At 36.4% G+C, this 13,520-nt stretch carries 7 protein-coding genes; all 7 read right to left on the reverse strand.

The annotated features are described in order from the left end of the window. Positions 1-2: 2 nt before the first annotated feature. The 7 genes from QWY86_RS10550 to QWY86_RS10580 all read right to left on the reverse strand — a co-directional run bounded on the left by QWY86_RS10550 (position 3) and on the right by QWY86_RS10580 (position 13,295). Positions 3-1,424: a 3-keto-disaccharide hydrolase gene (locus QWY86_RS10550; RefSeq protein ID WP_290241796.1), complete on the reverse strand. Its 1,422-nt coding sequence runs from the start codon at positions 1,422-1,424 to the stop codon at positions 3-5. Between the two features lie 91 nt (positions 1,425-1,515). Next, a complete protein-coding gene (locus QWY86_RS10555; RefSeq protein ID WP_290241798.1) occupies positions 1,516-3,801 on the reverse strand; it encodes a GH92 family glycosyl hydrolase in 2,286 nt (761 codons plus the stop codon). A 31-nt stretch (positions 3,802-3,832) separates the two neighbouring features. Next, positions 3,833-5,212, reverse strand: coding sequence for an alpha-L-fucosidase (locus QWY86_RS10560; protein ID WP_290241800.1), 1,380 nt, complete (start codon positions 5,210-5,212; stop codon positions 3,833-3,835). 74 nt (positions 5,213-5,286) lie between these two features. After that, positions 5,287-7,551 (reverse strand): GH92 family glycosyl hydrolase, encoded by a 2,265-nt coding sequence (locus tag QWY86_RS10565; protein ID WP_290241802.1) that lies wholly within the window; start codon positions 7,549-7,551, stop codon positions 5,287-5,289. Between the two features lie 55 nt (positions 7,552-7,606). After that, positions 7,607-8,521 carry an ROK family protein gene (locus tag QWY86_RS10570; RefSeq protein WP_290241804.1) on the reverse strand — a complete coding sequence of 305 codons (915 nt, stop codon included), beginning with the start codon at positions 8,519-8,521 and terminating at the stop codon, positions 7,607-7,609. 53 nt (positions 8,522-8,574) lie between these two features. Next, on the reverse strand, positions 8,575-10,842 hold the full coding sequence (locus tag QWY86_RS10575; RefSeq protein ID WP_290241806.1) for a GH92 family glycosyl hydrolase: 2,268 nt from the start codon (positions 10,840-10,842) through the stop codon (positions 8,575-8,577). 8 nt (positions 10,843-10,850) lie between these two features. Next, entirely contained in the window at positions 10,851-13,295 is a 2,445-nt protein-coding gene (locus QWY86_RS10580) for a glutaminase family protein (protein ID WP_290241808.1), read from the reverse strand. Between the last annotated feature and the right edge of the window lie 225 nt (positions 13,296-13,520).

Genomic DNA, 13,520 nt, shown 5'->3' on the forward strand with positions numbered 1-13,520 from the left:
GATTAAAATAAAATAGAATAATTTAATTTGCTTCCGATAGGAATAATCAGTTGTTTTTTACCGTTCGCATCTCTAACGATTGGTTTTTCACCATTCGGAAATTGCAAATAATAAGCTTTATCATCAACCAGATATAAACCTTTCGAAACTTCGTTAATGTCTTTTACTTCACCTAAAAGGAAATAAAGATCTTTTGCGGGCTGTTCAATTGTTACTTCACGAGTTAAACCTTGTCCGTTTTCCATAACTTTTACAGCATCTGTAACTTTAGTTCCGTATATGATATACTTAAATTCTGGACGTTCTTCGTTATCCATAACATAACCTTTTGTACGGAAACCCGTACCAGCGGTATCTGGAACCCAGGCACTTTCTGTTGTTGCTAATTTAGCAATAGCCAAAACTGGTTTTGATGTGAAACGTGTTATGCTACCCAAAGGGCGAGAAGTTCCGTTTCCACGACCATCCCACATTGGGGTTGCATCTAAGAAACCACCATGCCATCCGTGTAATAATGTTCCGTTATCCAAATCGTAGCTGTAAGCCGTTTGTTGAGGGCCACCAACTGAAATTGCATGTACTGAGCGAACGCCAGGCAAAACATCAACAAAACTACGAATCATTGTATTTGTTGGAGCATTAACATAAATTGGGTCTCCGCCACCGCCACCACGACGGCCATTTTGAGCCGCAGCAACCGGGATATCTGATATAGAAATATTTCTGAAAGCTACAGAACCATGGTCGCCTTGAAAACGTATAGGTCCCATTGTTCTTTCAGTTCCGAATCCGCCTCTTGTTGCACCATTTAATTCTACATTTTCATGGATAGTAACACCGTTCAAATCAACACTCAGTAATCTCGCATTTTCGGTTTTCTTACCAGATGCATCAAATTTTGGCGCCTGAAATACAATTTTGATATGCTGCCATAAACCTGGTGCTTTACTTGCGTTTTGGCGTGGAGCAATACCTCCGTAACCTTTTTCGCCTTCAGGTTTATCATTATCCCAACGCTCATAAAGGCCACCGTTATTTGATGAAAGTGCATTTTTTACACCCCAAGAATCTTCTAACTGAATCTCGTAATTATCTTGCAGATAAATACCAGAGTTTGAACCCTTCGCCAGTAAATAATCCAGCTCCAAAACGAAACTACCATATTCCTTTATGGTTTTTAAATCGAAACCTGGTTTTTTTGGCAATGAGGTATTTAATAGAATACCTGTACCTTTTGTACCTTTAACGGCATTAGGAATATTCATGTCTACAGTAACATCACCTACAAGCGCCCAAGAATTTCCTGGTTCTTTAAATGCTGAAAGATCTGTGAGCGGAATATTTTGCTGCTGGCCAAATGCCAGACAAGTACCAACTAGCCATATTAAGGCGGTTGATCCTGCTTTTAAGACGCTAATCTTCATGTTATATATTTGTTAGTTTATTAATTAAATCTTATTATTTGATTTAAGCTTATCGAAGCAATTGATACATCGACAAGCTCAAAATATAATTTTATTTTTCTGTTGATAATGAATATGGAAAATCTACAGGATTTGAACCTCTTGTTTTATTTGGGGTTGCAGACATACCGAAATTTAGTACAGCACCTTTTTGCAAACCGCTGTGGCTAATCCAGTTTTTCGTATATGGCTTTCCATTCATTTGCAATGATTGTACATAACGATTGTTCTCGTTATTTGCTGGTGCGTTAATTACAACAGTTTTACCGTTTTCTAGTGTTAATGTTACTTTTTTGAATAATGGAGCACCTAAAACATATTGATCTGTTGCTGGAGTTACCGGATAAAAACCCATTGCAGAAAATACATACCATGCAGATGTTTGTCCATTGTCTTCATCACCGCAATAACCATCTGGAGTAGCTTTATACATTCTATCCATCGTTTCGCGAACCCAATATTGAGTTTTGTATGGCGCACCGCCATAGTTGTAAAGATAAATCATATGCTGAATGGGTTGGTTACCATGAGCATATTGACCCATATTGGCAATTTGCATTTCACGAATTTCGTGGATTACACCACCATAAGCACTCTCATCAAAAATTGGCGGCATTGAAAAAACAGAATCCAGTTTGGTTACAAACTTATCGTGTCCGCCCATTAGCTTTGCTAAACCATCAATATCTTGAAAAACCGACCAGGTGTAGTGCCAGCTGTTACCTTCGGTAAAAGCGCCACCCCACTTAAATGGACTGAATGGGCTTTGGAAAGTTCCATCCTGATTTTTTCCACGCATTAAACCTGATGACGGATCGAAAAGATTTTTATAATTCATTGCTCTTTTCTTGTAAATATCAATCTCAGAAGCAGGTTTGTTTAAAGCCCTTCCTAATTGATAAATGGTAAAATCATCATAAGAATATTCTAAGGTTTTTGCTGCATTTTCGTTCTTTTTAACATCAAAAGGTACATAACCCAATTCGTTGTAATATTTAACACCATCACGACCAACTGCTGCCATCGGACCTTCATTATTAGCACCATGTTTTACAGCTTCCCATAGAGTTTGGATATCATAACCACGTAAACCTTTAATGTAAGCATCAGATACTACAGAAGCAGAGTTATTACCAACCATAATGTTTGCATAACCCGGGCTACTCCACTCAGGTAAGAAACCGCCTTCTTTATAATCATTAATTAAACCTTCTTGCATTTCTTTATTAATCGAAGGATAAACAAGGTTTAAGAAAGGGTATAAAGCTCTGAAGGTATCCCAAAAACCCGTACCAGCGAACATATAACCAGGTTTAATATCTCCAGTATATGGGCTCCAGTGAACAATTTTGTTTTGAGCATCTAGTTCATATAACTTGTTAGGGAAGAACAAAGTACGATACAGACAAGAATAAAAGGTACGCATTTGGTCGATGGTTCCACCCTCAACAGCAATTTTGCTTAAAGTTTTGTTCCAAACTGCCTTTGCCTTAGTTTTGGTTACATCGAAGTTATCGCTCGCTAATTCTCTTTTAAGGTTAAGTTCTGCTTGTTCAAAACTGATGAAAGAGGATGCCGTTTTAGCATTAACCTTTTCACCTTTTGCGGTTTTAAAACCAATTACAGCACCTGTGTGGTCGCTGGTTAATTCTAAATCATTATTTAATTGTTTACCACTCCACGTTTTTGCTATGCTAAAATCTTTATCGAAATAAATTACAAAGTAGTTTTTGAAATTTTTTGGAAGCGGACCACGAGCATATTTACTTGTGTAACCGATAATTTTACGCTCTTTCGGGAAAATTTTGATGTATGAACCTTTATTTTGAGCATCAACAACTACAAAAGAACTATCTGTTTTAGGGAAAGTAAATCTAAATTGCGCTGCTCTTTCTGTTGGTGTAATTTCAGTTGTAACATCAGCATCAGCTAAGTAAACACTGTAATAATATGGTTTTGCAACTTCAGCCTTATGACTAAACCAACTTGCACGTTCATCATCCGTGAATTTTAATTTACCTGTAACCGGCATAATTGCGAAAGCACCGTAATCATTCATCCAAGGAGACGGTTGGTGAGTTTGTTTAAAACCACGAATTTTGTCAGCATCATAAGTATATGCCCAACCATCGCCCATTTTACCTGTTTGCGGTGTCCACATATTCATACCCCAAGGCACACCAACCGCAGGGTAAGTGTTACCATTCGATAAACTAGGTTTAGATTGAGATCCCATTAGTGGATTTATCCACTCAACCGGATCGCTAATTTTGCCTACTTGCTGTGCGAAACTTCCAGTTGCCGCAAAGCTTAATAAGGCGATAAATAGTTTTTTCATTTTTTATTTTTCAGTTTATGTGTTTACGCTTTTATCTTCTTTCATTATAGACCTGAAATTCGGCCAGTTCAATTTGCTTATCAAATTTATCAATGAGTATTCTTACTTGCTTACTCCAAATTCGGTTGAATCGGTGAATTTTAATCCTTGATGGATCCGATCCATTAAGAATCAATTTCCATGTTCCATTATCATTATATTCCAATCTATACGCCTTAATATTTGCCTTTTTTTCTGCGATCACGATTGTATTAAAAGCCTTATCTTTTTCAAAAACAACTTCGAACCATGGCTCCTTAACTTTCGGGTTTGACATCCATGCAGTATTAAAGCTATCATCATTCGCAAAATCCATAATCCACATATCATCACTCCAGCTAGAATTTGTAGCCTGCTTTTTAGCAATATTCGAAGAAATTATTGGTGCTTCGGAAACCGGAAGTGTTTTCACAGGTCCTATATTTTTCCACTTTGTACCAATTTCTTTTAAAGTTGTTAAGGCATTATCATCAATTAAACCATCACGATTTGGTGCAACGTTAAGAATAAAATTACAGTAAGCTTCATTAAGTGGTGTTATCATGTTATTAACTAAAACATCGGCAGTTTTAGTTGCTACAGTTGGAAAATCAGTTTTCCAAAACCAAGAGGTATTAATTGGCAAACAAGATAGTGCAGGGAGTTTGTTGCTTTCTTTCTGTATGTGCTGACCAGCACCTTGTTCATAAGATTTAATGTCAGTATAATAAAGTGCTTCTGCAGGATATTTGGCAGCATTTAAATCCATCACCAAGCATTCTGGTTGCAGAGATTTTATCAATCGATAGATTTCTTCGAAAGGCACATCATCGTACGAGATTCTAGACCATGGCGCATCCCAACCATCGATAATTAGGGCATCAATTTTACCATAATTAGTCATTAGTTCACGAATCTGGGCTTTAATAAAATTAACTTTTTCTGGAGTGATTTGACCTGGTCTGATTTTGTGGTGTGTATCTAAAATAGAGAAATACAACATAACTTTTAAGCCAGCCTTTCTAAAAGATTCTGTATAAGCTTTTACAACGTCTTTTTTATATGGGCTGTTCATTACGCTGTAATCTGTTGTTTTTGTATCCCATATTGAAAAACCGCTATGGTGTTTTGTTGTTAAGCAGCCATAACTCATGTTTGCTGATTTAGCAGCCTTAGCCCATTGATCGGTATTTAATTTTTTAGGATTAAAAATTTGAGGAGAAGCATCCGGATCAGCCCAATCTTGATCCATATAAGTTGGAATATTGTAATGAATGAACATCCCGAAACGTAAATCAACAAAATCTTGCTGACGTTTAGCTAAGCTAATTTCTTGCGCTATTGAGGTGTTAGCAATAAAAATAGCAATGCAAAGAAGAGCAGTAAATCTCATAAGTTTTCTTATCACGACGGGTTTTGTATGTTAATTAATGTTATTTTTTCTTTTAATTATTCATCCAATCTGAGTTAAGGATTGTAATTTAATGCAGACGGAGGCAAATCTTTGCTTCCCCACACTCTATTTGGCGAACTTCCCATCACCAGGTTTAAAGTTCCTCCTCCGTTTAATTCTTTATGGGTAAACCACGATCGGCTTAACACTTTTCCATTTAATTCTGCACTTTGAATGTATTTGTTTTCGGCAGAGTTATTTTTAGCATTTAGTGTAAAGGTTTTACCGTTTTCTAATTTAATTGAAACACTATTAAAAGCCGGACTACCAATACTATATATCGGAATACCAGGTGTTACAGGGAAAAATCCCATCATTGAAAACACAACAAATGCAGTCATACCGCCACCGTCTTCATCGCCCGGAATGCCAAATAAATTATCTGTGTACCAGGTATCCATAAGCATTCTGATGCGTTTTTGAGTTTTCCAGGGCGAGCCTGTATAGTTATAGATGTATGGGATATGAAAACTTGGCTCGTTACCCATTACAAACTGACCGACTAAACCAGTTGCATCTGGAAAAGTGTACCACAAATTATATTTGCTACGACCAAGGCTTGTTCTAAAAAGTTCATCAAGTTTTTGTTCGGCTTTTTCCGTACCGCCCATTAATTTAAAAAGTCCACTCAAATCGTGCTTTACATCCCAATTATAAGTGTAAGCATTATTTTCTGTAAAATATTCTCTTCCACCTTGTCCGCCAGAAAATTTAGGGTCAAATGGTTCAATCCAGTTTCCATCAGCATCTTTTGGCCAAACAAAACCTTTATCTTCTCTATAAACATTTTTATAATTTTCAGCACGCTTCAAGAATAATTTACGATCATCGGTTTTACCCATATCTTTGGCAAACTGTGCGATGCACCAATCATCAAAACTGTTTTCAAGGGTTACGGAAACACTTTGTCTTTTTTCAAAACCATGCACTTCTTTAACAAATTCTTTCTCCCCTGCTTTAAGTGCAGGCATATAGCCTTTTTGGGTATAAAAAGAATCTAAGGATGTTGCAGGTCCGTTTCTCCATGGCAATAGCGTAGCTTCAAGAGAATTTTTTCTGATGCCTTCGTAAGCTTTTTTCAAATCGAAATTTCGAACACCTTTATTATACGAATCTAAAAACCAAGCAGCAGCGTGGTTACCAGTCATACACGGATTATCGCCAAAAACCAATGCGAATGAAGGCATCCAACCGCTTTGCTCATACATTTGAACGTAGGATTGAATTTTATCGCCCTCCATTTTCGGATTTAAAATGGTTTGAAGCGGCTCCAAAGCGATATAAGTATCCCAAAGCCAGTTATCTACGAAAAAAGGTTTATCAGAGGTATGAATTTTCTTATCATAAGCGCTGTAATATTTTCCATATTCATTAATATCAACCATTCGTTCATACGAACGATATAATGAAGTATAGAAAACACGCTTTTGAGCATCAGTACCACCAGTAACATTAATTTGATTCAGCACTTTATTCCATGTAGCCGTAGCTTTTGAGCGCAGTTTGGTAATATCCCATTCGGTAACTTCTTTCGCTAAGTTTTCTTTTGCTTGTTCTACACTTATAAATGAAATCCCATATTTAAAAGAAACATTCTGAGCGCCATTTAAAACTTTAAGTAAGCTTTTCTTTTTTGCTTGTCCGTCTTGGTATATAATTTCTACAGGCGTATTCGTTTCAGCGTAGAAATATGCTTTCATGCCTTGAAATTCCTCTACACCACTAACTTTTGTTTTACCATCAAGGTTGATTTCTCCCCTGTTTAAAATATTTAAGCGGATGTAATTATCGGTTTTAGCAGTAAAATTAAATTTGAATAAGCCAGCCTTCGCAGATGGCGCAAAGCTGATACTCGTACCATTATCTTCTAAAACAGATGTGTAAAAATCTGGTGTTATTTTTTCGTTATCGTAAGTAAATTTTTTGTTCCAGCTTTGTTCATCTACTTTACCAGTAAAAGGCATTAAGCCGAATAGCCAATTTTGGCGGTGAGATGAAATAGTTAATGGAAAATAAGCAATTTGATCATCAATTTGGTCAGCACGAACCGGAAAGGTTCTTAGCATGCTATTTGGCAAATGTATTGCAGGTCGGGTTGGCTCTAAAATTAAACCAACGCTTCCAATTTTAGCATCAACATACTTTAAATTATTTGCAACTTGTTGGGCTTTAATATTTACTGTAGATAAAATAGCGATAGCCAATAAACTAGTTTTTAGATTATTTATCAGCATTGGCGTTTTAAGAGAAATGAAATGAGTTAAGTCTCTTTTTATCATTTTATTTTGTTACTAAATGGTTTTACTAATATTCCAAAAAAAACTTGTCTTTTGATTAATGGAACTTTTTATGCTCAATTTCTTCTACACTTTCATTTAAGAAATTAGCATCGCAACAGCTGGCTGCGCCAATAAGTGCAGCGTTTTCTTTAAGCTTGGTAACTTTGATACTTGCATGTACATCATTACCATTTAAAGTTGCAATTAATTCGGGAGAAAATGCACTGAATGCCCCAGAGATATTGCCTCCTATAATTACCATTTCTGATTTATGTTTTTTAATCACCGGGATTAGAAATTGCGCCAGATTGTATCCAAACTCCATAAATACACGAGTTGCAGCATGATCGTTTGCTGAAATTGCGACTAACTCTTTAACACCTGCAACAGTATTATTACTTAATTGATTATAGCGTTTAACAAACCAACGGGTTGATAGGTAATCTTCCGCAATACCATCAAGAAATGGCGAGTTCCATAAATCGGCATCCTTAGCAACTCCACCTATTGAGTATGATGAGCCTAATCCAGTTCCAAGTGTTAATCCAATTACATTAGCATTGCCCCTGGCTGCACCACCAAAAACTTCTCCTTGTAAAAAGCCGGCAGCATCATTGATAAAGTGTATATTTTCTGCTTTGATGTTTAGTTCAGCAGCTAATTCTTCTTTTATGTTAACACCATATAGTGCCTTAAACTTATCTTGATCCTTTATTAAGGAAATTCCGTTTTCGTAATCGAACGGACCCGGCATTGCTATACCAATAAGCTTAGTTTCGGTATTTGATTTTTTGAATGCCTTATTTATCACATCGCACCAAGCTGCCAATATTACTTCCTTGCTTTCTTGCGAATCGACGGCACTCCGCTTAACAGAATCCTGAACAATAGTTCTTGTTTCTAAATCTACTAATGCCGCTGTAATGTGCGAACCACCAATATCTACACCTAATGCAACAGGTTTTTCCATCTATCTGTATCTTTCTTTATAATTTATCCCTGCAAAATGCTAAAGCACTTTAATTATTTACTCAATGAAAAAGGTTTATCTTCTTCATTTAATCCTCTATTCAAATTCGGCTTACTACCCATTTCGAGTTTAAAAACACCACCCTTAATTATATCACTATGTGATAAAAAATTACGGGTATAGCTGCTACCATTTAATGTGGCAGATTGAATATAAATGTTCTTATCATCATTAGCCGGAGCCTCAATAACGAATTTTTTAGAATCGCCTAAATTAATAGTTATTTTCTTAAACATCGGGCTTCCGACAACATATTCTCCACTTCCTGGAGTAACACTATAAATACCTAATGCGCTTAATACATACCACGATGATGTTTGCCCTTGATCTTCATCGCCAGGGTATCCATTTTCTGTAGCATCGTAAAGTTTAGTCATTACCTCTCTTGCATGAAACTGTGCTTTCCAAGGTTCGTTGGCGTAGTTGTATAAATAAACCATGTGCTGAATGGGTTGGTTTCCATGTGCATACTGACCTAAATTGGCCATAACCATTTCAGTCATTTCATGTATCATACCGCCATAAGTACCAACTTTAACTTTATTAGGTTCTGAAAAAACTGAATCTAACTTGGCTACGAAGTGCTTATTCCCGCCCATTAAATTGATTAAACCTTTTGTATCTTGAAAAACCGACCATTGCCAATGCCAGGCGTTACCTTCTGTAAAAGGTCCGCCCCACTCAATCGGGTCGAAGTTTGGTGACCATTTGCCAATAACATCCCGACCACGCATAAATTTTGTAGAGGCATCGTAAACATTGCGGTAGTTGTACATCTGGCGTTCGAAAATATCCATGTAAAATTTATTGCCAGTCATTTTTGCAAGCTGATAACCGCAATAATCATCATATGCATATTCTAGGGTTTTTGCTGTAGCTTCTCTGTATTTTGGGTAAGGCACATAACCAAGTTCGAAGTATTCCTTCCAACCATCACGGCCGTTCGCTGGCCCCCACGGACCTTTATTTGTTGCTTCGTGCAAATATGCCTTTAAAGCTTCTTCCGGATCGAATGTCCGAATTCCTTTTGCCCACGCATCAGCAAATAATGAAATGGCATGATTGCCAATCATACTGCCGGCCTCGCTTGGAAACGACCAGGAAGGCAGCCAACTGCATTGTTTGTAAGCATCAACCATTGCTTGCATATACTGACCATGCATTTCTGGCTGAACCAATGTATTTAATGGAAATTGCGCTCTGAAAGTATCCCAAAAACCAGTATCGGTAAACATGTAACCATCGTGTATTTTGCCATCGTATGGGCTAAAATAATACGGCTTTCCTGCAGCGTTTATTTCATAAAATTTTCTCGAAAACAAACTTGCTCTAAAAAAACAAGAGTAGAAGGTTTCCATATCTGCTTTAGAACCACCCTCCACTAAAATTTTACCTAATGATTTATTCCATACAGATGCAGCTTTAACTTTTGTAGCTTCGAGATTTTTATCAGCCGAAAGTTCTCTTTTAAGGTTTAGTTCTGCTTGCTCCAAACTGATGTAAGAAGATGCAGTTTTTACCTGAACATTTGCTCCCGCTTCAAATTCTATGTAAGCACCTTTACCTAATCCTTCTGATGAAGTTGAATCTGCTTTTACGATATTGGTTTTATTATCCCAGGTACCAAAGCTTTTAATTTTCTTATCAAATTGAATAACGAAAAAGCTTTTCCATTCTTTTTTAAATCCTTGTCCATTACTCACATATCCGGTTATTTTATTTTCCTTCGGATAAATTTTTACGCCGCTGGTGCGGATATATCCATCTAAAACCAAATAACTTTTTTTCCCTCTGGGATAAGAAAAACGAAGATGTGCACCACGTTCTGTTGGCGAAATTTCTGTAGTGATTTGATTTTCAAATTTTACTTTGTAATAATTCGGCTTTGCAATTTCATTAGCATGGCTAAACTTTGCCTCACGTTTATTTTCATCAACAACTAAATTATCAATCATCGGCATTAGTGAAAATACAGCATAATCGCGGGTCCAGGAGCTGCATTGGTGCGCCTGCTGAAAACCTCTTATTGCATCTTTAAAATATTGATATTTCCAGCCATCACCATTCTTTCCGGTTTGTGGAGTCCAGGTGTGCATACCGAAAGGTAAAGCCGTAGTTGGATAAGTATTACCACGAGTTAATTCATGTTTAGAATTTGTGCCTTGAAGCGTATTGACATATTGCACCAAATCCACTTCCTGGGCAAATAATTTACCAGTTAAAAAGCATAAGAATAAAATGATAGAATACCTCAATTTCATTTGCCTTATTAGTTTTTAATGCCCCATTTATCGGCAAGTAATTTTATAAAATAACCACCAACTACGCTCCTCGCCTGGAAGCCAACCTTATCACCATTTGTTGTTTCGTGCCAATCGCTTAACGGAACCTTTGTTTCCGTTTCATTCGCATATTTATAAATAGGTTTAATGAATTTTTCAAAATCTGTATGGTTATCAGCTAAAGTTGCAGTCCATATTATCCAATCAGATTTGGTGTAAGTTTTACGACTATCCAATGGTAAACCAAAGGCATTTTGTTTAGTTAGGTAGAAATTAATTTCCTTTTTGTAAACGGATTCAGGAAATAATTTTAAGCCTAAAAGTTTATCCCAAACCAAATTATATTTCTGGCTCCAGGTATTTTTATCGTTAAATGTTAAAGCAAAATGATCTCCGCTAGCCGCAATTTTCTGCCAATTATTCGCCATATCTAAGGCAATTTTTTTGTACTTATTTGCTTCTTCAGTTTTACCCAATGTTTGAGCCATTTGAGCATAAGCACCTATTGCTACAATTGCCTTCACAGATAAATTAGCATTACGAGCCAAATGCCCGGCAAAATCATCAGTGCAAAGCTGGTTAGCTGGGTCAAAACCTTCTTTTGAGAGATAATCTACCCATGTTGATAAGGTAGACCAATGCTTTTCTGCGTACTTAGCGTTTCCTTGGGCTTTAGCGATTGCGGCAGTAAGAATTATCATATTTCCGGCTTCTTCTACAGGCATATCCTCACCGTAGGTTTGTCCGTTTGCAAAAGGGTAAGTGCCTAAATCATGCGCAGGATAAGGTTTTTTCCATTTTCCACTTTCAGAGTAATAGAAAATACCACTTAACATTCCTGTTAATAATTCAGGATTATACAATAAATATTGTGGTGCAGAAGGGTAAGTAACATCAACAGTATTAATGAAACCACCGCTAAAATTTTCTTTTGATAAGAAAAGAATATCTCCGTTTGGAGCGTAAACAATTTTATGGGCGGCGATGCTTTGGCGATAAGCCAATTCGCATAATTTAGCATATTCCTTACCACCAGCTTGCTCTGCATCTGCAAACAGCTTCTTGTTAAAATCATCGCATTTAGTTGCAATGGTTTTGTATTCTTCATCTGCCAATGCAAGTTGATCTTCGAAAGTAGAGCCAGCTTTTCTCCAAATTGGCAGTAATTGCTCACCAAAATATTCTACTGACTTTAGATCATCATACCCAAGCATTAAATATCTTTCTGCGGACGTATTACTTACCTCACCAAAAGAAATTATGCTGCTTAAATTTAATTCCTTAGCATTTTTAACTTCTGAGTTTGATGGATATTTGCCATTAATAAAATTGCTTAAACTTTCTGATTGGTTACTGATGTATTGTTTCGCATTAAACTTTTTAGGAACCGCGACGTACATGTAGCCCCAATCAATCCTTAAATCATCACCCTTTTTTTGCAAAATTGGCTGCTCTACAGTTCCGGCACTTAATATGGAAAGGTTTTTTGCGGTGGACATTTTCGCTGAAACGGGTTGATCTGGTGTATTAACTGCAATTGTTGATGAAGCTGCAAAATACAAATCAACTTTATGTGCTTTACCATCGTTAGATTTTGTTGTGTAATTAATGTAACTAACCGGACGAGCAGTTAAGGCAATATCATTTAATAAAAGTGGCGAGATAAATTTAACTTCAAGATTTACAGCACCACATTTAAAAGTATATTTTGTATCTGTTGCAGTTACTCGAACATCAGTTTGTTTAGCGAGTTCGATATTTGATTTCTGAGGAATTTCTTCAACGATTCCGGCATCAAGAAACCTACCGCCGGCTGAATTTTTAACATGAATGGCTAATAGATTTTCGCCAGTTTTAAGAATTCCATCTTCTATTGGGATGTAAATGTATTCGTGTACCCAACCATCTTTTTTATAAATGGTTTTACCGTTTATGGTCACGTCAACATTATCATCATGGTTAAGTTTTAAGTATTTTTTTCTCGCAGAGAATTTAGCGATAGAGAATTTTCTTCTGTAATATAAATCGTTGCTTGTCCATTTAGTTTTAGCAACTTTATCATCGCCAAAAGGCGCACTTCCTTTTTTCCAGGAAGAATCATTAAAGTTATTTAAGTTCCAGCCAGCATTTTGTTGTGCAAATGAATAACTAGCCAGATATGAAGTTTCATCAGCAGCAGGCAAAATTGCCTTGTATTCTTTAGATTCTGCTCCTAAGAAACGGTAATATTTATTGTCAACCTTTAACACGCCCGAAAGCGATTGATTTTTACCTGTCCAGTGTTTGGTAACAGATTGATTTAATTCACTTCCAAACGACCAAATGCTGAAATAGGTATCATGTGTAATTAATGGATAAGCAGGCGCTTTATCCTGAGCATTAGTAGATAATATGCAAAATAAACAAAATACGACAAGGAAAAATTTCTTCATAATGGAATTTGGCTAGTGGATTTGTGATTATTAATCAGATGTATGATTACAAATGCACATTTTAATGTTTTTGCAGCACTATTTGGTAATTAGATAGTTCTTAATTTGGGTATTAAGTAAAACGTTTTACTAGGCTCAATATTAATAAAAAAATTACCAAATACTAAATGCTGGGCTTGTAATATGTGAGTTACAAAATGTTTAATAAAAAATTCAAAAATCCGA

It is taken from the genome of Pedobacter aquatilis (assembly GCF_030409415.1).
Taxonomy (GTDB): Bacteria; Bacteroidota; Bacteroidia; order Sphingobacteriales; family Sphingobacteriaceae; genus Pedobacter; species Pedobacter aquatilis.

Excerpts from the sequence above, each read along its gene's own strand:
- QWY86_RS10550 (WP_290241796.1), bottom strand. The coding sequence starts at position 1,424 with ATGAAGATTAGCGTCTTAAAAGCAGGATCAACCGCCTTAATATGGCTA.
- QWY86_RS10555 (WP_290241798.1), bottom strand. The coding sequence starts at position 3,801 with ATGAAAAAACTATTTATCGCCTTATTAAGCTTTGCGGCAACTGGAAGT.
- QWY86_RS10560 (WP_290241800.1), bottom strand. The coding sequence starts at position 5,212 with ATGAGATTTACTGCTCTTCTTTGCATTGCTATTTTTATTGCTAACACC.
- QWY86_RS10565 (WP_290241802.1), bottom strand. The coding sequence starts at position 7,551 with ATGATAAAAAGAGACTTAACTCATTTCATTTCTCTTAAAACGCCAATG.
- QWY86_RS10570 (WP_290241804.1), bottom strand. The coding sequence starts at position 8,521 with ATGGAAAAACCTGTTGCATTAGGTGTAGATATTGGTGGTTCGCACATT.
- QWY86_RS10575 (WP_290241806.1), bottom strand. The coding sequence starts at position 10,842 with ATGAAATTGAGGTATTCTATCATTTTATTCTTATGCTTTTTAACTGGT.
- QWY86_RS10580 (WP_290241808.1), bottom strand. The coding sequence starts at position 13,295 with ATGAAGAAATTTTTCCTTGTCGTATTTTGTTTATTTTGCATATTATCT.